Genomic DNA, 17979 nt, shown 5'->3' with positions numbered 1-17979 from the left:
CACGTGGGTCAAAAGGTAAATCCAATCGGACTCCGGATCGGGATCATTCGCGATTGGGAATCTAAATGGTATGCAGGAAAAGATTTCGGTACTCTTCTGATGGAAGACGTCAAAATCCGGGAATACCTTAAAGGTAAGTTGAAGGATTCCGCTGTTTCCCATATCGAGATCGAAAGAGCGGCTAACCGCGTGAACGTTACAATTCACACTGCTAAACCAGGTATGGTTATTGGTAAGGGCGGAGCAGAAGTAGAAGTACTTCGCAGCGCAGTTACAGCAATCGCTGGTGGCAAAAAAGTACACATCAACATCAATGAAATCAAGCACCCTGAATTGGATGCAATTCTTGTAGCTGAGAGCATTGCTCAACAATTGGAACGTCGTGTATCGTTCCGTCGCGCACTCAAACAAGCGATTCAAAGAACAATGCGTTCTGGCGCAAAAGGGATTAAAACTCAAGTAGGCGGACGTCTTGGCGGAGCTGAGATTGCTCGTTCAGAAGGTTATAGCGAAGGAACAGTTCCACTTCATACGCTTCGTGCCGATATCGATTACGGAACGGCTGAAGCACATACAACTTACGGTCTTATCGGCGTAAAAGTATGGATCTACCGTGGAGAAGTTCTTCCCCCAGCTAAGAAACAAGCTGCTCAGGAAGGAGGCAACTAATCATGTTGGTACCAAAACGCGTAAAACACCGCAAACAACAACGCGGACACATGAAGGGTATGGCAAAGGGTGGTACTGAATTGAACTTCGGCGAATTCGGCCTGGTTGCAATGGAACCATCTTGGATCACTAACCGTCAGATCGAAGCTGCTCGTATCGCAATGACACGTTATATCAAACGTGGCGGTCAAGTTTGGATCAAGATTTTCCCAGATAAGCCTATTACTCAAAAGCCTCTCGAGGTTCGTATGGGTAGTGGTAAAGGTAACGTTGAGAAATGGGTAGCCGTAGTTAAACCGGGCAAGATTATGTTCGAACTCGGAGGCGTGTCGGAAGAAATCGCTCGTGAAGCGATGCGTCTTGCCGCTCACAAGCTGCCTGTTAAGACTAAGTTTGTGAAACGTGAAGAATTGGGTGGTGAAGCAAATGAAAGCTAATGAACTTCGCAACTTAACCACTGCTGAGATTGAACAAAAGATCGCTGGATTCAAAGAGGAACTTTTTAATCTCCGTTTCCAATTGGCAACTGGCCAACTGGACAACCCGACTCGGATTCGTGACGTGCGTAAGGAAATAGCTCGTGCTAAAACCGTAATCCATCAAAGAGTGCTTGGGATTAGTTAAGTGAGACGGATCTCAGATCCGTATTCAGGAAGGAGGCTAACTAATGAGCGAAGAACGTAATGCACGTAAAGTGCTAATCGGTAAAGTGGTCAGTGATAAAATGGATAAAACCATCGTAGTCGCTGTTGAAACCTATAAGAAACATAACTTGTACCACAAACGCATCAAGTCTACGAAGAAATTCAAAGCACATGATGAGGAAAACGTTGCGAAAATTGGCGATACCGTAAAAGTCATGGAAACTCGTCCGTTGTCCAAGGACAAACGTTGGAGACTAGTTGAAGTGGTTGAAAAAGCGGTTATCATCTAAGATAATCAAAAGAGTTTTTCCGGAAGGAGGAAATTATAATGATTCAACCATTTACACGCTTGCATGTGGCTGACAACTCTGGTGCGAAGGAACTGATGTGTATCCGCGTACTGGGTGGTACTGGACGCCGTACAGCAGCAATCGGTGATTTGATCGTTTGTTCCGTTAAACAAGCAACACCAGGCGGCGTTGTCAAAAAAGGTGATGTTGTTAGAGCGGTAGTTGTTCGTACGAAACGTTCCGTTCGTCGTAAAGATGGATCTTACATCGCATTCGACGAAAATGCAGCTGTTGTTGTTAAAGACGACAGAAGCCCTCGTGGAACACGTATCTTTGGACCAGTTGCTCGCGAACTTCGCGATAAAGACTACATGAAGATCGTTTCCTTGGCACCGGAAGTAATCTAATAAACACGAGCACCAATAAGTTGAAGGTTAGTTATAGGAGGTGTAATAAATGCCTAGAGTGAAAAAAGTTCTGGAATCCCATAACAATAAACTGCACGTGAAGAAAGATGATGTGGTGCTTGTGATTAGTGGTAAAGACAAAGGCAAAAAAGGCCGTGTCATCGCTGCTTATCCTCGTGAAAACCGCGTTCTGGTAGAAGGCGTCAATATGGTGAAAAAACACCAAAAGCCGAACCAGCTGAATCCACAGGGTGGAATTATTGAGCAGGAAGCTTCGATTCATGTGTCCAACGTAATGCACATCGATCCGAAGTCCGGCAAAGTAACACGTATCGGTTACAAAGTATTGGACAACGGTAAAAAAGTTCGGATTGCTAAAAGATCCGGAGAGATTATCGACTAATCTAGCCCTTAAGAAAGGAGGTTAAATCTTCATGGCAGCAAGAATGAAAGAACGTTATCTCAACGAAATAACACCTGCTTTGATGCAGAAGTTTAACTATACAACTGTTATGCAAGTGCCTAAGATCGAGAAGGTTGTCATCAACATGGGTGTGGGTGACGCTGTTCAAAACTCCAAAGTACTTGATGCTGCAGTTAATGACATGCAGTTGATCGCTGGTCAAAAACCAGTAATCACTAAAGCTAAAAAATCCATCGCTGGTTTCAAACTACGCGAAAATATGCCGATTGGGGTTAAAGTAACACTGCGCGGCGAGCGTATGTATTACTTCTTGGACAAATTGTTCAACGTAACGCTTCCACGCGTACGTGACTTCCGTGGTGTTTCCACTAAAGCCTTTGACGGCCGTGGTAACTACACACTTGGTCTTAAAGAACAATTGATCTTCCCCGAGATCGAATATGACAAAGTGGATAAAGTCCGCGGTATGGACATCGTTATTGTAACGACTGCTAAGACGGACGAGGAATCCCGCGAGCTGCTGGGTCAGCTGGGAATGCCTTTCGCAAAATAAAGTCGGTTAATCCATTTTCTCCGAAAATGTTTAGGAGGTGTCAGGCTAAGTGGCAAAAACTTCGATGAAAGTTAAACAACAACGTACGCCTAAGTTTAAAGTACGTGCATATACACGTTGCGAACGTTGTGGTCGTCCACATTCGGTACTGCAAAAGTTCAAAATTTGCAGAATTTGTTTCCGTGAATTAGCTTATAAAGGCCAGATCCCTGGCGTGAAAAAAGCAAGTTGGTAAGAAGTTTATAAACGGGAAGGAGGTTTACACACATGACTATGTCTGATCCTATTGCAGATATGCTTACTCGTATTCGTAACGCTAACATTGTGCGTCACGAAACGGTAGAAATGCCTGCTTCTACTATGAAGAAACAAATCGCTGACATTTTGAAGCGTGAAGGTTTCATCCGCGATGCGGAATTCGTTGAAGATAGCAAACAAGGGATTATCCGTATCTTCTTGAAATACGGCCCTAACCAAGAGCGTGTTATTTCTGGTTTGAAAAGAATCAGTAAACCAGGCCTTCGCGTATACACGAAGAGCAATGAAGTGCCTCGTGTACTCGGTGGTCTAGGAATCGCGATTATCTCCACATCTAAGGGAGTTATGACCGACAAAGAAGCTCGTCAATCAAAATCTGGCGGAGAAGTTGTCTGCTACATTTGGTAATAAACGTCACAAGATAAGGAGGTGCAACACATGTCTCGTATTGGTCGTAAACCAATCGCAGTACCTAGCGGTGTAGATGTCACTTTGGACAACGCCGTTATTACAGTAAAAGGTCCAAAAGGTTCTTTGACTCGTGAGCTTCATAAAGACATGAAGGTTACAGTTGAAAATAACGAAATTACCGTTGTTCGTCCGTCGGATAACAAATTGCATCGTTCACTTCACGGCACAACCCGCTCCGTTGTCAACAACATGGTAGCAGGCGTGACTGAAGGTTTCTCGAAATCTCTGGAATTGGTTGGGGTCGGATATCGTGCAAGCAAATCCGGAGATAAAGTCGTTCTGAACGTTGGTTACTCCCACCCGGTTGAAATTACACCGGAAGCAGGTATTGAGTTTGAAGTTCCTGCGAACACGAAGATCATCGTTAAAGGTATCGATAAAGAACGCGTTGGCGCATATGCTGCTAAAATTCGTTCCGTTCGTGAGCCAGAACCGTATAAAGGTAAAGGTATCAAATATGAAGGCGAGCGTATCATCCGCAAAGAAGGTAAAGCTGGTAAGAAGAAATAACCAGTTTGAACTTAATTGTAAGATACCCCGTGCATCTTAAAGTGAAGCTGTTTACGGCAAACTGAAGGGAGTGAAAGGGAAGTCATGATTACAAAAGAAGATAAAAACAAGGCTCGTCTCAAAAGACACCTGCGTGTTCGTAAGAAGATCCAGGGAACTACTGAGCGTCCACGTTTGAACGTATTCCGTTCTTCAAAACACATCTACGCTCAACTGATCGATGATGTTAAAGGGGTTACTATCGTATCCGCTTCTACACTTGATAAAGAACTGAGCGCTAACATCGGTAATGGCGGCAGCGTTGAAGCTGCAGCGAAAGTTGGCCAATTGGTCGCTGAGCGTGCTAAAGAAAAAGGCTATGCAGTGGTCGTATTCGACCGCGGAGGTTACTTGTACCATGGACGAATTCAAGCATTGGCTGACGCAGCTCGTGAAGCTGGTCTTGAATTCTAGAATAATTCTTAAAAGGAGGTTAACGACTTGCGTGTAGATCCGAACAGTTTAGAACTGACAGAAAGAGTTGTACACATTAACCGTGTAGCAAAAGTTGTAAAAGGCGGACGCCGTTTCAGCTTTAGTGCACTCGTTGTTGTGGGCGATGGCAATGGCTACGTCGGTGCTGGTATCGGTAAAGCCGGCGAAGTTCCGGATGCCATCCGTAAAGGCATTGAAGACGCCAAGAAAAACCTGATTCACATTCCAATCGTAGGAACTTCGATTCCCCATCTCGTTACTGGCCACTTCGGCGCAGGACGCGTGTTGCTGAAACCAGCATCAGAGGGTACTGGCGTTATCGCTGGCGGTCCAGTTCGTGCGGTATTGGAATTGGCAGGCGTTGGCGACATTTTGACAAAATCACTGGGTTCTTCGAATTCCATGAACATGGTCAATGCAACTTTGGAGGGACTTTCCCGTCTGAAACGCATTGAAGAGGTCGCGAAACTTCGCGGCAAATCTGTCGAAGAATTGCGCGGTTAAGGAGGGGAACGTCAATGGCAAAATTGCAAATTACCCTCGTACGTAGTGTAATCGGACGTCCAGAAACACAACGTGTTACTGTTAAGACGCTCGGCCTACGTAAACTCAACACGACAGTGGTTCACAATGACAGTCCTGCAATTCGCGGAATGATCAACAAAGTGAGTCACTTGCTATCTGTAACTGAAATTGAAGGCTAATCGCCTCGCATAAATTAACAAACATAAGGAGGTGCAAACGATGAAGTTACATGAACTTGCTCCAGCTCCTGGTTCCCGCAAAGAACGCAATCGCGTTGGTCGTGGACCAAGTAGCGGAAATGGTAAAACTTCCGGTCGCGGTCACAAAGGTCAAAACTCACGTTCTGGCGGTGGTGTTCGCCCGGGCTTCGAGGGTGGACAAAATCCGCTCTATCGTCGTCTGCCTAAACGTGGTTTCGTCAATCCTACCCGTAAAGAGTATGCGATTGTGAACCTTGAAGATCTGAATAGCTTTGCAGAAGGAACAGAAGTGACTCCGCAGTTGTTGCTTGAAACTGGTGTTGTCAAGAATTCCAAAAGCGGCATTAAGATTCTCGGCAACGGTGAGTTGACCGTAAAATTGACTGTACAAGCAAATAAGTTCTCTCAATCTGCGGTAGAGAAAATCGAGGCTGCCGGCGGTAAAACCGAGGTGATCTAATGTTCAAGACGCTTAAGAATATCTGGCATGTTGAAGATTTGCGCAAAAAGATCCTGTTTACCTTGTTCATTCTGATTATCTACCGTATCGGTTCGTTTGTTCCGGTTCCTGGTGTGAACAAAGATGTACTGCAAACAGCAAATCAGAGCGGTGACGCTTTGATGGGACTCTTGAACACCTTTTCGGGCGGAGCGCTCAAAAACTTCTCGATATTTGCGATCAGTATTTACCCATACATTACAGCATCCATCATCGTGCAATTGCTATCGATGGATGTTGTTCCTAAGTTTGCTGAATGGGCTAAACAAGGGGAGCACGGGAAAAAACAATTGGCGCAAATCACTCGTTACGGTACAGTGATATTAGCCCTGATCCAAGGTTTTGCTACGTCGATAGGGTTTAACCGGATTTATGGAACTCAAATGATGCCGAATGCGACATTTGCTGATTACTTGCTGGTTGCCATTATCTTGACGGCGGGTACTTCTTTCTTGATGTGGCTTGGTGAACAGATTACCGAAAAGGGAATCGGGAACGGGATTTCGATCCTGATTTTTGCGGGAATCGTCGCCGGTATCCCGGGACATATCACGAGTACGGCTAACTCAAGCTTTATTCAGCCGGATCAGGTGTTCCTGAATATTCTTAAAGTCGTTATCGTGCTGATTGTGATTGTGGCGATTATTACAGCAGTTATCTTCGTACAGCAAGGTATTCGGAAGATTCCTGTTCAATACGCTAAACGCGTAGTCGGCAATAAAATGTACGGTGGACAGAATACGCATATTCCGCTCAAGATTAATGCGGCTGGTGTTATTCCGGTAATCTTCGCCGTATCATTGCTTCAGTTCCCAGTTGTTCTCTCCAGTTTTTGGTCAACGCATGATTGGGCGAAATGGATTGCTAAGTATTTAGCAATGGATGCACCCCTTGGTATGCTTCTGTATGTAGTGATGATTATTGGTTTCACGTTCTTCTATACGTTCGTGCAAATGAATCCTCAACAGATGGCTGATAACATGAAGAAGAATGGTGGGTACATTCCAGGTATCCGTCCTGGTAAAGCCACAGAGAAATATCTGACTAGAGTAATGTCTCGCTTGACCATGTCCGGTGCGTTGTTCCTAGCCGTGATTTCTGTAATGCCGGTATTCTTCGGTGCTTTATCCGGATTGCCCAAAGAAGTTCAAATTGGTGGTACTGCACTGCTAATTGTTATCGGTGTGGCATTGGATACTATGAAGCAGATCGAGAGCCAATTGATTAAACGCCATTACAAAGGCTTCATCAATAAATAGGCGATAGGTTCCGGCGAAGCTTGAGATCTCTTTCTTCCCGGCACCTATTGTGCTGTTTCTTGCTTGGTGGCGAACTTTTGGGGGGAGAGAGAAATCGTGAACATTTTATTCATGGGCCCTCCGGGGGCAGGCAAGGGAACACAAGCGGCAGAGATCATAAAAGAATTTGGCATTCCTCATATTTCGACAGGAGATGCTTTCCGTTTGGCAATCAAACAGGAGACTCCAGTAGGACTGAAGGCCAAATCATTTATTGATCAAGGTTTGCTTGTACCAGATGATGTGACCATTGGTATAGTTGAAGAACGGCTGCAGCAGTCCGATTGCGAAAAAGGATTTCTATTGGATGGTTTTCCAAGAACTCTTTCGCAAGCGGAAGCGCTGGAAGAAATTCTTAGCCGTTTGAACACTTCTTTGGATCATGTCATCAACTTGAATGTTGACCGTGGACTGTTGATGGCGCGTCTTACTGGACGTCGTATCTGCACAGTTTGCGGAGCATCCTACCATTTAATCTTCAACCCGCCGAAGCAAGATGGCATTTGCGACATTGATGGCGGTGAATTGTATCAACGTCCGGATGACAACGAAGAAAGTGTAGGCAAGCGTCTGGATGAGTATGATAACAAGACAGCGCCGCTGCTTGCGTTTTATGATAATAAAGGTCTTTTGCGTCAGGTAAATGGGGAAAACGAAATCAATGTCGTTTCTTCTGAAATCGTATCTTTATTGCGGGGTTAATGTAATGATCATTTGTAAATCCGAACAGGAACTTGCCTTTATGAGGGAAGCTGGTCGAATTGTTGCCGAGTGTCACCGTCTTATTGCTGAGGCCATTGAGCCTGGCATTACAACGGGCGATCTCGACAGAATCGCCGATCAATACATTCGCAGTCAAGGTGCTGTGCCGTCTTTCAAAGGCTACAACGGTTTTCCTGCCAGCATTTGCGCTTCAGTCAACGAACAATTAGTGCATGGATTTCCAGGTAAACGCAAACTGATCGAAGGCGATATTGTAACGCTGGATATCGGTGCAGAGTACCGCGGTTATCACGGTGATTCCGCCTGGACCTACGGTGTGGGCAGCATTTCCGAAGAGGCTCAGCGTTTGCTGGACGTTACGGAAGGCTCCTTGTACGCGGGACTGGCGTTAGTTAAACCGGATGTGCGCTTGTTTACAATCTCCCATGCTATCCAGCAATACATCGAAGAGGCTGGTTTCTCAGTCGTTCGTGAGTATGTTGGTCATGGTATTGGGGCAAAACTGCATGAAGAACCGCAAATTCCGAATTATGGCATAGCGGACCGCGGACCACGTCTGAAACCGGGTATGGTACTCGCGATTGAGCCGATGGTAAACGTAGGAAAGAGACATGTCAGAACGCTGGAAGATAACTGGACTGTCGTTACGGTGGATGGCTCACTATGTGCTCACTTTGAGCATACAGTAGCAGTTACTCCGGACGGCATGGAAATTTTCACAAAACTGAATGCGTAGGTGATCTCCACTTGAATACTGTGAGCAGCCCGCAGGTTGGTCAATTAGTGAGAATTCTCAAAGGCAAAGATGCCGGAGAGGCAGCCGTTGTTATCGCAGTTGTTGATAGCAGATTTGTATACATTGCAGATGGAGACAAACGTAAGTTTGATGGGCCAAAGAAGAAGAATATTCTTCATCTTGAGCTCATACCCTTCATCAGCAGTGAGGTTGTGAACAGTTTGGAAGAAACTGGGCGGGTAACAAACGGAAAGCTGCGTTACGCAGTCATGAAGTATGCTGGACCCACCGGAATAAGTGCTGATGAGAAAGGAGACTAACTGTGGCTAAGGAAGATGTCATTGAAGTAGAAGGTACTGTCCTTGAACCGTTGCCAAATGCAACGTTTAAGGTTGAGCTTGAGAACGGTCATCAAATACTTGCCCATGTATCCGGTAAATTGCGGATGCACTTTATCCGTATTTTGACCGGAGACAAAGTGGTCGTGCAGTTATCGCCTTATGATTTATCAAAAGGTCGTATAACTTACCGTAAATAGATGGGAACTACGAAAAAAGTTTTGCTTCGCAAAACTTTGAGGAGGTAATTAACATGAAGGTAAGACCTTCTGTAAAGCCCATTTGCGAGAAATGTAAAGTAATCCGCCGCAAAGGGACTGTTATGGTGATTTGCGAAAATCCGAAACACAAACAAAAACAAGGTTAAGAAGGGGGTGTAGCGTAAAATGGCTCGTATAGCTGGAGTGGATTTGCCACGTGACAAACGCGTTGAGATCGCCTTGACTTATATTTTCGGAATCGGTAAAACGACTTCTCAGAAAATTCTTAATGAAACAGGCATTAGCGCTAATACACGTGTCCGTGATTTGACGGAAGATGAAGTCAGCAAACTGCGTGAAACGATCGACAAAATAGTTAAGGTTGAAGGTGACCTGCGTCGTGAAATTTCCTTGAATATTAAACGTCTTACTGAGATCGGCTGTTACCGCGGTGTTCGTCACCGTCGTGGATTGCCTGTTCGCGGTCAACGTACTAAAACCAATGCCCGTACCCGGAAAGGCCCGCGTCGTACGGTAGCAAACAAGAAGAAATAATAAGGGGGGATAAGAGACAATGGCTAAACCGAAAAAAGTCGTACGTACTAAACGTCGCGACCGTAAAAATATCGAATCCGGCGTGGCACATATTCGTTCCACGTTCAATAACACCATCGTTACCATCACAGATCCTCACGGAAATGCAATTTCCTGGGCAAGCTCCGGCGGCCAAGGATTTAAAGGTTCCCGTAAGTCGACTCCATTCGCAGCACAAATGGCAGCTGAATCAGCAGCTAAAGCAGCTATGGAGCACGGCATGAAGTCGGTTGAGGTTATGGTTAAAGGACCGGGCGCGGGCCGCGAAGCAGCCATCCGTTCCCTTCAAGCTGCAGGGCTTGAAGTTAACCTTATTAAAGACGTAACTCCGGTTCCTCACAATGGATGCCGTCCGCCGAAACGTCGTCGCGTATAGTGAAATCAGTATTGTAAATGTGGTATAATTCTGACGCATCTGCTAATAATAGGTGTTTAGGCATACTACATGATGCACCTGATGGGGTGACAGTTTCATATAGGAGCGACGTTGAAGGAGGGGTAAACTCGTGATAGAAATCGAAAAGCCGAAGATTGAGACCGTAGAAGCTAATGATGAAGGTACCTATGGGAAATTCGTAGTTGAACCGTTGGAACGTGGGTATGGCACGACTCTGGGGAATTCACTTCGCCGGATATTGCTTTCTTCGCTTCCAGGAGCCGCAGTGACTTCGGTCCAAATTGACGGCGTTCTGCATGAGTTCTCGACCGTTCCAGGCGTAATGGAAGATGTGACGGAGATCATTCTGAACCTTAAAGCCTTGTCCCTGAAGATTCATTCAGACGAGGAAAAAGTGTTTGAGATTGATGCCGAAGGGGAAGGCATCGTTACCGCAGGTGATATCCGTGCGGACAGCGATGTTGAGATCCTCAACCCGGATCTTCACATTGCAACGCTGGGACCTGGTGCGAGACTTCACATGCGTATTTTTGCAGGCCGTGGTCGCGGCTACGTCCAAGCGGACCGGAACAAACGCGACGATCAGCCAATTGGCGTTATCCCGGTTGACTCCATCTACACTCCTATTTCACGCGTTAACTACGGCATAGACAATACACGTGTTGGTCAAGTGACCAACTACGACAAATTGACGCTTGAAATTTGGACAGATGGCAGTATTAGACCGGAAGAGGCTGTAAGCCTCGGAGCCAAAATTTTGAACGAGCACCTCGTATTGTTCGTAGGTCTTACGGACGAAGCGAAAGACGCCGAAATTATGGTTGAAAAAGAAGAAGACAAAAAAGAAAAAGTGCTAGAGATGACAATCGAAGAGCTTGATCTTTCTGTCCGCTCCTACAACTGCCTCAAACGTGCTGGTATTAATACCGTACAAGAGCTTACCACGAAGACTGAAGAAGATATGATGAAGGTGCGTAACCTTGGTCGTAAATCTTTGGAAGAAGTTCAGGAGAAGCTTGAGGAACTTGGTTTGGGACTACGTACAGAAGAATAACTACAGATTGTTACAGTAAAGGAGGGAAAACACATGGCATACCAAAAATTGGGCCGTGATTCCAGTGCGCGTAAAGCGTTATTTCGCGACATGGTAACGGATCTATTTTTATACGAGCGCATCCAAACAACGGAAGCTAAAGCGAAAGAAGTTCGTTCTATCGCTGAAAAGTTGATCACTAAAGCTAAAAAAGGCGATCTTCATGCTCGTCGTCAAGTAGCTGCATTTGTTCGCCGCGAGACTGTTGATGGTGAACAAGATGCAATTCAAAAATTGTTCTCTGACATTGCTCCTCGTTACACAGAGCGTCCAGGTGGATACACTCGTATCCTGAAACTCGGACCTCGTCGTGGGGACGCTGCGCCTATGGTTTATCTTGAATTGGTAGACCGCGCGTAGTATCACAAGTATTGATTTCCGATGCTTCCCTTTCATCCGGCCCTCTTTGGAGTAAAGATGGGGGAAATATCAGCGTTATTGTGCTGCAGAGGCGCAAGACTCTGCTGTACTAATAACCGTGGGAATCACCTTGGTTCAATTGAAGGAGCTCCCGCAGGGGCTCTTTTTTTTGAAGTAATGGAGTGAAGTTTTAATGGATGCCGTCCTTCTAGGGACGGCAAAGCCATTTTTTCCTCTTGAATAAGATCAGACAGTGCTTCGATCGACGTTTCTGCTGAACGGTTTAAAAAGGAGAACGGAATGCGTAATCTATTGATGAAGGTCAATTATGACGGAACAAATTATGATGGCTTTCAGACCCAGCCTCAGGGCAATACGATTCAAGATCGGCTGGAGCAAGCGATACTCCATCTGACAGGTGAGGAGCTTAAGATTACTGCTTCTGGTCGCACAGATGCCGGAGTACACGCCTACGGTCAGCCTTTTAACTTTACGACCTCCTCTCGAATCCCACTTGAACGTTGGTGTCTGGCGCTTAATGCCCGGCTGCCACAAGATATCGTGGTTACTGAGGCTAGGGAAGTACCGCTGACGTTTCACTCTCGTAGAGGAGCTAAGCGTAAAACTTACCGATACACGATTAACGGCAACAGGTTTCCAGACCCGTTTCAACGGCGCTGGCAGCTTCATCATCCGGTGAGGTTGGACATTCCTGCGATGCAGCAAGGCTTAACGCATATTTTAGGGACACATGACTTCACTTCGTTTGCTTCACGGAGGTCTACTAAGGCCTCTCATGTACGAACGATCTTTGAAGCTCATATGGAAGTAGACCGCAGCATGTGCCGACCCTCTTCATTAGATCAGGGAGTGATCCAAACTTATATAACGGGTAGTGGATTTCTTCAGCATATGGTTCGCATTATTATGGGGACTTTGATCCATGTGGGGGAAGGTAAAATAGATGCTGATCATGTTGCTGAGATATTGGCGGCATGTGATCGTTCTGCTGCTGGTCCAACAGCTATGGCCAAGGGGTTGGCTTTGTGGAGTGTAGAATATGACGAGACTGAAAGTGAATCTTTTTTTCTATAAATTTCTTCCTGAATAATAGACTGAATGTTTAAAAATCACTTGCACTTGTTATGTTTATACTGTAATATAAAAGTTGTGTTTTCTTGATGGCTATCCCACAGCCCCGATCAAGGAAATGCCAAAAAAATGCTTTGCTTAACTCACATAATTGTAATTCAATGAGAAACAAGATATACGAAACAGAAGATTTTCGTACGAGAACAAGGAGGAAACATTCATGCGTACCACCTATATGGCGAAGCCGAACGAAGTTGAACGCAATTGGCACATTATTGATGCCGAAGGCAAGACACTCGGTCGTTTGGCCAGCGAAGCCGCTGCTTTGATCCGTGGCAAACACAAACCGCAATTCACTCCACACGTTGATACAGGAGATTTCGTTATCGTAATCAACGCTGAGAAGATTCACTTGACCGGTAAGAAATTGCAAAACAAGAAATACTACCGTCACTCGATGCACCCAGGTGGCTTGAAAGTTACTAATGCTGAAACTTTGCTGAATACTAAACCAGAACGCGTAATTGAATTCGCTGTTCATGGTATGATTCCTAAGACTCGTCAAGGGGACCACATGAAGCTGAGATTGAAAGTATATGCAGGCGCCGAGCATCCACATGCAGCACAAAAACCTGAAGTTTACGAACTTCGCGGATAAGAATAGAGGAGGACAGTTTCATGGCACAAGTACAATACTATGGGACAGGTCGTCGTAAACATTCGGTAGCACGTGTTCGCCTTGTACCGGGTGAAGGACGCATTGTCATTAACAAACGTGAGATGGACGAATATTTCGGTGTGGAAACACTGAAAATGATCGTAAAACAACCTTTGAACCTGACTGAAACACTAGGCAACTACGATGTAATCGTTCTTGCACATGGTGGCGGCATTTCCGGTCAAGCTGGAGCAATTCGTCACGGTATCTCCCGTGCATTGCTTAAAGTTGACCCTGAATATCGCGGTGCGCTTAAGAAAGCCGGCTTCCTGACTCGTGACCCACGTATGAAGGAACGTAAGAAATACGGCTTGAAGGCTGCACGTCGTGCGCCTCAGTTCTCGAAACGTTAATATTTATCAAGAATTCAACCCTTGGCCTTTACGGTCGAGGGTTTTATTTTTTTTAGCAGCCCCTTTCGAACAAGAAATGGGCTTTTTTTGCATTCATTTACTAATTCTGAGGGTTGAAACTCATTGACTTCCTCAGTAAAAGTTATATACTATTTCATATAGAAATAGTTGGTTTTATTACTTCTTTTACCTCATTTATTCATACGATTAATATTTTGGATGGAGGAATACCTTAATGAACCTGCTCGAGAAAGAAGATTTGATCAGAATAAAGGCCGAAGAATTAGAGAGTGCTTCACCCGAGGATATTATCCGCTGGGCTGTAGAAATATTTCCTAACATTACTTTTGCCTGCAGCTTTGGTGCCGAAGATGTAGTGCTTGTTGATATGCTTCACAAAGTTAGTCCATCTACTGATGTCTTTTATCTCGATACAGATTATCATTTTAAGGAAACCTACGAAACCAGAGATTTGATGGCAGACAAATACGGATTAGAGTTTGTACGAGTGTCTCCGCAACTCACCACGCAGGAGCAAGCACTTCAATACGGTGATGCGCTATGGACGGTTGACCCAAATCAATGCTGTGGTATTCGTAAAGTTGAACCATTGACTCGTATATTATCTCAATATGAGGCATGGATTACTGGAATTCGTCGCGATCAAGCGCCTACCCGTGCAAATGCTAAAAAGGTCGAGTATGATTATAAATTTGGTTTAGTGAAGTTTAATCCTATTGCGGATTGGACGTCAGAAGATGTATGGAACTATATTCGTGAAAATGACGTAATCTATAACCCTCTACATGACCGTAACTATCCAAGTATTGGCTGTGAGCAATGTACACGTCAGGTTATGCCAGGTGAAGATCCGCGTGCTGGCCGTTGGTCTGGATCAGAGAAGACAGAGTGCGGATTGCACAAGTAAGACATATCCCTGTGGGAACATAGAAGGAGAGACTAAGATGACTTCAATACGTCCGCATGGCGGAACTTTGGTTAACCGTGTAGTAGAGGGTACTGAAAGAGAAGAATTGCTAAATCTCGCGCGTGATAGTAAGGTAATTGCCTTAAATACCTGGACTTTATCCGATTTGGATCTTATAGCTGTAGGAGCATTTTCGCCACTGACAGGCTTTTTAAATGAGCAAGACTATCATTCAGTAGTAAAAAACATGCGATTAGCAGATGGCACAGTATGGAGTATTCCAATAACACTGGCTGTAGAAGATGATGTGGCTGCCGGTTTATCAATTGGGGATAAAGTTTCTCTAATCGGTGAAGAGGACGGAGAGATTTACGGATTATTGGATATTGAGAGTATATATACTGTTGATCAAACGATTGAAGCACAAAATGTCTTCAAAACAACAGACCCTGAACATCCAGGTGTGAGCAAGCTGTTGGCTCGCCCTGCAACTTATGTTGGGGGACCCATTACAGTCTTGAACCGCCCACAGCCAGAGAAGTTCGGTGAATTTTATTTTGATCCTGCGGATACGCGGAAGATATTTGCTGAAAAGGGCTGGAGAACGGTTGTAGGCTTCCAAACACGCAATCCGGTCCATCGAGCTCACGAGTACATTCAAAAGTGCGCTATGGAGGTTGTAGACGCTCTATTCCTAAATCCGCTTGTGGGTGAGACGAAGTCAGATGATGTACCGGCAAATGTACGGATGAAGAGCTATCTGGCGCTTTTGGAGAACTATTATCCTGAGGATCGTACCTTCCTTGGTGTTTTTCCGGCGGCAATGCGTTATGCAGGCCCTAGAGAAGCAATTTTCCATGCAATGGTTCGCAAAAATTACGGCTGTACCCATTTCATCGTCGGTCGTGACCATGCTGGGGTAGGTGATTATTATGGCACTTATGAAGCACAGGAAATTTTCTCGAATTTTAGTGCTGAAGAACTTGATATTACTCCATTATTTTTTGAACATAGCTTCTTCTGTAAAAAATGCGGGAATATGGCATCCAGTAAAACTTGCCCTCATCCTAGTGATGATCACATGACATTGTCGGGTACGAAGGTACGTGCTTTGCTCCGTGATGGCCAATGTCCTCCGCCAGAATTTACACGGCCTGAGGTTGCGAAGATTCTGATTGAAGGTATGACTCAAGAAGTTACAGCTTAATCATTAACAGCTAGTACTATTTGACCTTCTTGTCCCATATAGATGAGTATTATCTATCGGGACGAGGGGGTCTTTGTTATGTCTGGCCGAAAGCAGAGTAAAGTCTCGGTCTGGATTTCATGGAGCAGTATCAAAAAAAGTATGCTTGGCGTGATATTGCTAGCTATAATGATCGGAATTATTGCATATGACATGCCTACCGCTAAAACACTAAATTATTGGAGTCTGCCCTTGTCAGGAAAAGTTATTGCGCTCGATGCGGGACATGGTGGAGCTGATGGAGGAGCGGTTAGCCGGGAAGGGCTAATTGAGAAAGATATTAATCTCGCGGTATCGCTTTATTTGCGTGATTATTTGCAGCAGGCAGGTGCTATTGTAGTAATGACTCGTGAAGGTGATTATGATTTGGCTCAGGAAGGTACTAAGGGCTATTCTAAGCGTAAGACAGAAGATCTTAAACAAAGAGTAAGAAGTATCGAAGAAAAAGGCGCAGACCTTTTTATAAGCGTTCACATGAACAGTGTCCCTTCCAATCGTTGGAGTGGAGCACAGACCTTTTACTACCCCAATCACAAGGATAATAAAGCTATAGCGGAGTTTGTGCAGAGTGAGCTGAAGACTACGCTGGAGAATACGGATCGTGTGGCTAAGACAGTGAATACTGTTTATCTGTTAAAAGCATTGAAAATACCAGCGGTACTTGTAGAAGTTGGCTTCTTATCACATCCTCAGGAATCTGCTCTACTTGGAAATGATGTCTATCAGCGTAAGGTTGCGACTAGCATTTATCGGGGGATTCTTCGGTACGCCTCCGAGTAGTCAGGACTACTCATGGGGAGACAGGTAATGCTATAATAGACAAAAACTCCGGAGAATTTCTCAACCGGAAAGGAAACAGAGGTGCTTCCCATGCTGACTAAGGAACAAATTCAGGAAATACTGCAGCCATTAACAGACTCTGAAACTGGAAAAAGCCTTGTGGAACTACAGCTGATCCGTGACATTATGATTAAAGAAGACCGTATTTCTTTATCTATCATATGTCTGAATCCTGAAGAGCAAAGTCGCATGGATCTAGAACAACAGGTTCGTGAATTGCTTGAAGCGGGTGGGGTTTCTAATGTACATATCCGGCTTCGTGATGCAACCGATTATGAACGTGCTATACTTCGCGGAGAGAGCGTAGAGGATTTCGATGAACCTGGGAAACTTAAAGGACATGCAGCAGGCCTTGATGACCATGAATTAATTAGCGAGAGCTCTGGCGTGAACTTTATCGCCGTGGCCAGCGGCAAAGGTGGAGTTGGTAAGTCAACCGTAACGGTGAATTTGGCCGTAGCCCTTGCAAGAAAAGGGAAAAAAGTTGGTCTTATCGATGCTGATATTTATGGTTTCAGTATTCCCGATATGATGGGGATCGAAGAGGGACCAGTTGTAGAAGAAGGAACGATTATTCCTGTGGAACGTTTTGGAGTGAAGGTCATGTCTATGGGCTTCTTTATTCGTGAGAATAGTCCAGTTATTTGGCGGGGACCTATGCTGGGTAAAATGCTTCGCCAGTTCTTCAATGATGTTGGTTGGGGTGAACTTGATTATATGCTGCTTGATCTTCCCCCAGGTACTGGTGATGTGGCACTTGACGTGCATCAGATGCTGCCTCACAGCAAAGAGATTATAGTTACGACACCTCACGCTACCGCAGCGTTTGTGGCGGCTAGAGCGGGCTCTATGGCTCTACAGACAGATCATGAGATTATTGGAGTCATTGAGAATATGGCTTATTATGAGTGCACTGACTGTGGTAAGAAAGATTATATCTTTGGCAGAGGCGGAGGAGCGAGGCTTGCCGAGACGCTTCATACGGAGCTGCTTGCACAAATACCGCTAGGTGCACCGGACAACCATATTTCCGAACCGGATTTCTCACCTTCTGTATACAAAGAAGAGACACCATCAGGACAATTATTTGCAGAAATTGCTGATAAACTTATTGCCAAATATGAGCACTAACTCTTGTA

The 17979-nt window shown here is 45.1% G+C and carries 31 protein-coding genes; all 31 read left to right on the top strand.

The genetic code is table 11. The features are described 5' to 3' along the window. The first annotated feature begins 3 nt into the window (after positions 1–3). The 31 genes from rpsC (at position 4) to NST34_RS28890 (ending at position 17971) form a co-directional block, all read left to right on the top strand. Positions 4–669 (top strand): 30S ribosomal protein S3, encoded by a 666-nt coding sequence (gene rpsC / locus NST34_RS29040; protein WP_042192169.1) that lies wholly within the window; start codon positions 4–6, stop codon positions 667–669. A 2-nt stretch (positions 670–671) separates the two neighbouring features. Next, complete coding sequence (gene rplP, locus NST34_RS29035) at positions 672–1106, top strand: 50S ribosomal protein L16 (protein ID WP_042131224.1); 435 nt, start codon at positions 672–674, stop codon at positions 1104–1106. Then, complete coding sequence (rpmC, locus tag NST34_RS29030; protein ID WP_019908232.1) at positions 1096–1293, top strand: 50S ribosomal protein L29; 198 nt, start codon at positions 1096–1098, stop codon at positions 1291–1293. Before rplP ends, rpmC begins: the two co-directional genes overlap by 11 nt. A 43-nt stretch (positions 1294–1336) precedes the next feature. Then, on the top strand, positions 1337–1603 hold the full coding sequence (gene rpsQ, locus NST34_RS29025; RefSeq protein ID WP_042131223.1) for a 30S ribosomal protein S17: 267 nt from the start codon (positions 1337–1339) through the stop codon (positions 1601–1603). 38 nt (positions 1604–1641) lie between these two features. Further along, positions 1642–2010, top strand: coding sequence for a 50S ribosomal protein L14 (gene rplN, locus NST34_RS29020; protein ID WP_036680556.1), 369 nt, complete (start codon positions 1642–1644; stop codon positions 2008–2010). A gap of 49 nt (positions 2011–2059) precedes the next feature. After that, entirely contained in the window at positions 2060–2413 is a 354-nt protein-coding gene (rplX, locus tag NST34_RS29015) for a 50S ribosomal protein L24 (RefSeq protein WP_076286851.1), read from the top strand. A 31-nt stretch (positions 2414–2444) separates the two neighbouring features. Then, positions 2445–2987 (top strand): 50S ribosomal protein L5, encoded by a 543-nt coding sequence (gene rplE, locus NST34_RS29010; protein ID WP_042131222.1) that lies wholly within the window; start codon positions 2445–2447, stop codon positions 2985–2987. Between the two features lie 49 nt (positions 2988–3036). Continuing rightward, positions 3037–3222: a type Z 30S ribosomal protein S14 gene (locus NST34_RS29005; RefSeq protein ID WP_013312154.1), complete on the top strand. Its 186-nt coding sequence runs from the start codon at positions 3037–3039 to the stop codon at positions 3220–3222. Positions 3223–3254: 32 nt separating this feature from the next. Beyond that, positions 3255–3653: a 30S ribosomal protein S8 gene (rpsH, locus tag NST34_RS29000; RefSeq protein WP_036680560.1), complete on the top strand. Its 399-nt coding sequence runs from the start codon at positions 3255–3257 to the stop codon at positions 3651–3653. A gap of 30 nt (positions 3654–3683) precedes the next feature. Next, positions 3684–4226, top strand: a complete 543-nt coding sequence (gene rplF / locus NST34_RS28995; protein ID WP_042192166.1) for a 50S ribosomal protein L6 — start codon at positions 3684–3686, stop codon at positions 4224–4226. Between the two features lie 84 nt (positions 4227–4310). Further along, positions 4311–4679, top strand: coding sequence for a 50S ribosomal protein L18 (gene rplR / locus NST34_RS28990; RefSeq protein ID WP_042131220.1), 369 nt, complete (start codon positions 4311–4313; stop codon positions 4677–4679). 27 nt (positions 4680–4706) lie between these two features. Further along, positions 4707–5204, top strand: coding sequence for a 30S ribosomal protein S5 (gene rpsE, locus NST34_RS28985; protein ID WP_036652980.1), 498 nt, complete (start codon positions 4707–4709; stop codon positions 5202–5204). Positions 5205–5218: 14 nt separating this feature from the next. Continuing rightward, positions 5219–5404 (top strand): 50S ribosomal protein L30, encoded by a 186-nt coding sequence (gene rpmD, locus NST34_RS28980; RefSeq protein WP_036680567.1) that lies wholly within the window; start codon positions 5219–5221, stop codon positions 5402–5404. 40 nt (positions 5405–5444) lie between these two features. Further along, entirely contained in the window at positions 5445–5885 is a 441-nt protein-coding gene (gene rplO / locus NST34_RS28975) for a 50S ribosomal protein L15 (protein WP_036680569.1), read from the top strand. After that, on the top strand, positions 5885–7183 hold the full coding sequence (gene secY / locus NST34_RS28970) for a preprotein translocase subunit SecY (RefSeq protein WP_076286850.1): 1299 nt from the start codon (positions 5885–5887) through the stop codon (positions 7181–7183). Before rplO ends, secY begins: the two co-directional genes overlap by 1 nt. A 96-nt stretch (positions 7184–7279) precedes the next feature. Next, positions 7280–7924: an adenylate kinase gene (locus NST34_RS28965; protein WP_076286849.1), complete on the top strand. Its 645-nt coding sequence runs from the start codon at positions 7280–7282 to the stop codon at positions 7922–7924. Positions 7925–7928: 4 nt separating this feature from the next. Then, complete coding sequence (map, locus tag NST34_RS28960; protein WP_076286848.1) at positions 7929–8681, top strand: type I methionyl aminopeptidase; 753 nt, start codon at positions 7929–7931, stop codon at positions 8679–8681. Between the two features lie 11 nt (positions 8682–8692). Continuing rightward, positions 8693–9001: a KOW domain-containing RNA-binding protein gene (locus NST34_RS28955; RefSeq protein WP_042131215.1), complete on the top strand. Its 309-nt coding sequence runs from the start codon at positions 8693–8695 to the stop codon at positions 8999–9001. Between the two features lie 2 nt (positions 9002–9003). Beyond that, entirely contained in the window at positions 9004–9219 is a 216-nt protein-coding gene (gene infA, locus NST34_RS28950; protein WP_036652996.1) for a translation initiation factor IF-1, read from the top strand. A gap of 53 nt (positions 9220–9272) precedes the next feature. Next, positions 9273–9386, top strand: a complete 114-nt coding sequence (rpmJ, locus tag NST34_RS28945; protein WP_003322638.1) for a 50S ribosomal protein L36 — start codon at positions 9273–9275, stop codon at positions 9384–9386. 19 nt (positions 9387–9405) lie between these two features. Beyond that, positions 9406–9774, top strand: coding sequence for a 30S ribosomal protein S13 (gene rpsM, locus NST34_RS28940; RefSeq protein ID WP_341129242.1), 369 nt, complete (start codon positions 9406–9408; stop codon positions 9772–9774). A 19-nt stretch (positions 9775–9793) separates the two neighbouring features. Next, positions 9794–10189 carry a 30S ribosomal protein S11 gene (gene rpsK / locus NST34_RS28935; RefSeq protein WP_019908251.1) on the top strand — a complete coding sequence of 132 codons (396 nt, stop codon included), beginning with the start codon at positions 9794–9796 and terminating at the stop codon, positions 10187–10189. A gap of 130 nt (positions 10190–10319) precedes the next feature. Continuing rightward, complete coding sequence (locus tag NST34_RS28930) at positions 10320–11264, top strand: DNA-directed RNA polymerase subunit alpha (RefSeq protein WP_036680585.1); 945 nt, start codon at positions 10320–10322, stop codon at positions 11262–11264. Positions 11265–11297: 33 nt separating this feature from the next. Further along, on the top strand, positions 11298–11663 hold the full coding sequence (rplQ, locus tag NST34_RS28925) for a 50S ribosomal protein L17 (protein ID WP_019908254.1): 366 nt from the start codon (positions 11298–11300) through the stop codon (positions 11661–11663). Between the two features lie 300 nt (positions 11664–11963). Beyond that, positions 11964–12758 (top strand): tRNA pseudouridine(38-40) synthase TruA, encoded by a 795-nt coding sequence (gene truA / locus NST34_RS28920; protein ID WP_042192157.1) that lies wholly within the window; start codon positions 11964–11966, stop codon positions 12756–12758. Between the two features lie 217 nt (positions 12759–12975). Next, positions 12976–13413: a 50S ribosomal protein L13 gene (gene rplM, locus NST34_RS28915; RefSeq protein WP_036680589.1), complete on the top strand. Its 438-nt coding sequence runs from the start codon at positions 12976–12978 to the stop codon at positions 13411–13413. Between the two features lie 20 nt (positions 13414–13433). Further along, positions 13434–13826 carry a 30S ribosomal protein S9 gene (gene rpsI, locus NST34_RS28910; protein ID WP_025706574.1) on the top strand — a complete coding sequence of 131 codons (393 nt, stop codon included), beginning with the start codon at positions 13434–13436 and terminating at the stop codon, positions 13824–13826. Positions 13827–14061: 235 nt separating this feature from the next. Then, positions 14062–14754, top strand: a complete 693-nt coding sequence (locus tag NST34_RS28905) for a phosphoadenylyl-sulfate reductase (protein ID WP_341129241.1) — start codon at positions 14062–14064, stop codon at positions 14752–14754. A gap of 37 nt (positions 14755–14791) precedes the next feature. Next, positions 14792–15961, top strand: coding sequence for a sulfate adenylyltransferase (gene sat, locus NST34_RS28900; protein WP_341129240.1), 1170 nt, complete (start codon positions 14792–14794; stop codon positions 15959–15961). Positions 15962–16039: 78 nt separating this feature from the next. Next, on the top strand, positions 16040–16780 hold the full coding sequence (gene cwlD / locus NST34_RS28895; RefSeq protein ID WP_076286844.1) for an N-acetylmuramoyl-L-alanine amidase CwlD: 741 nt from the start codon (positions 16040–16042) through the stop codon (positions 16778–16780). Between the two features lie 90 nt (positions 16781–16870). After that, the gene (locus tag NST34_RS28890; RefSeq protein WP_076300967.1) at positions 16871–17971 is read left to right on the top strand and encodes an Mrp/NBP35 family ATP-binding protein; all 1101 of its coding nucleotides are present in this window, start codon (positions 16871–16873) and stop codon (positions 17969–17971) included. Positions 17972–17979: the final 8 nt, after the last annotated feature.

Origin of the sequence: Paenibacillus sp. FSL H7-0714, from assembly GCF_038003765.1 — a bacterium.
Classification (GTDB): Bacteria; Bacillota; Bacilli; order Paenibacillales; family Paenibacillaceae; genus Paenibacillus_AQ.
The sequence above is the reverse complement of the archived record's forward strand: the minus strand, read 5'-3'. Positions and strand labels throughout refer to the sequence as shown.

Excerpts from the sequence above, each read along its gene's own strand:
- sat (WP_341129240.1), top strand. The coding sequence starts at position 14,792 with ATGACTTCAATACGTCCGCATGGCGGAACTTTGGTTAACCGTGTAGTA.
- rpmD (WP_036680567.1), top strand. The coding sequence starts at position 5,219 with ATGGCAAAATTGCAAATTACCCTCGTACGTAGTGTAATCGGACGTCCA.
- rpsM (WP_341129242.1), top strand. The coding sequence starts at position 9,406 with ATGGCTCGTATAGCTGGAGTGGATTTGCCACGTGACAAACGCGTTGAG.
- rpsH (WP_036680560.1), top strand. The coding sequence starts at position 3,255 with ATGACTATGTCTGATCCTATTGCAGATATGCTTACTCGTATTCGTAAC.
- rplO (WP_036680569.1), top strand. The coding sequence starts at position 5,445 with ATGAAGTTACATGAACTTGCTCCAGCTCCTGGTTCCCGCAAAGAACGC.
- rplQ (WP_019908254.1), top strand. The coding sequence starts at position 11,298 with ATGGCATACCAAAAATTGGGCCGTGATTCCAGTGCGCGTAAAGCGTTA.
- rpsK (WP_019908251.1), top strand. The coding sequence starts at position 9,794 with ATGGCTAAACCGAAAAAAGTCGTACGTACTAAACGTCGCGACCGTAAA.
- rplX (WP_076286851.1), top strand. The coding sequence starts at position 2,060 with ATGCCTAGAGTGAAAAAAGTTCTGGAATCCCATAACAATAAACTGCAC.
- rplP (WP_042131224.1), top strand. The coding sequence starts at position 672 with ATGTTGGTACCAAAACGCGTAAAACACCGCAAACAACAACGCGGACAC.
- rpmJ (WP_003322638.1), top strand. The coding sequence starts at position 9,273 with ATGAAGGTAAGACCTTCTGTAAAGCCCATTTGCGAGAAATGTAAAGTA.
- rpmC (WP_019908232.1), top strand. The coding sequence starts at position 1,096 with ATGAAAGCTAATGAACTTCGCAACTTAACCACTGCTGAGATTGAACAA.
- rplF (WP_042192166.1), top strand. The coding sequence starts at position 3,684 with ATGTCTCGTATTGGTCGTAAACCAATCGCAGTACCTAGCGGTGTAGAT.
- rplR (WP_042131220.1), top strand. The coding sequence starts at position 4,311 with ATGATTACAAAAGAAGATAAAAACAAGGCTCGTCTCAAAAGACACCTG.
- rplN (WP_036680556.1), top strand. The coding sequence starts at position 1,642 with ATGATTCAACCATTTACACGCTTGCATGTGGCTGACAACTCTGGTGCG.
- secY (WP_076286850.1), top strand. The coding sequence starts at position 5,885 with ATGTTCAAGACGCTTAAGAATATCTGGCATGTTGAAGATTTGCGCAAA.
- rplM (WP_036680589.1), top strand. The coding sequence starts at position 12,976 with ATGCGTACCACCTATATGGCGAAGCCGAACGAAGTTGAACGCAATTGG.
- rpsQ (WP_042131223.1), top strand. The coding sequence starts at position 1,337 with ATGAGCGAAGAACGTAATGCACGTAAAGTGCTAATCGGTAAAGTGGTC.
- NST34_RS28890 (WP_076300967.1), top strand. The coding sequence starts at position 16,871 with ATGCTGACTAAGGAACAAATTCAGGAAATACTGCAGCCATTAACAGAC.
- map (WP_076286848.1), top strand. The coding sequence starts at position 7,929 with ATGATCATTTGTAAATCCGAACAGGAACTTGCCTTTATGAGGGAAGCT.
- NST34_RS28905 (WP_341129241.1), top strand. The coding sequence starts at position 14,062 with ATGAACCTGCTCGAGAAAGAAGATTTGATCAGAATAAAGGCCGAAGAA.
- rplE (WP_042131222.1), top strand. The coding sequence starts at position 2,445 with ATGGCAGCAAGAATGAAAGAACGTTATCTCAACGAAATAACACCTGCT.
- truA (WP_042192157.1), top strand. The coding sequence starts at position 11,964 with ATGCGTAATCTATTGATGAAGGTCAATTATGACGGAACAAATTATGAT.
- cwlD (WP_076286844.1), top strand. The coding sequence starts at position 16,040 with ATGTCTGGCCGAAAGCAGAGTAAAGTCTCGGTCTGGATTTCATGGAGC.
- rpsI (WP_025706574.1), top strand. The coding sequence starts at position 13,434 with ATGGCACAAGTACAATACTATGGGACAGGTCGTCGTAAACATTCGGTA.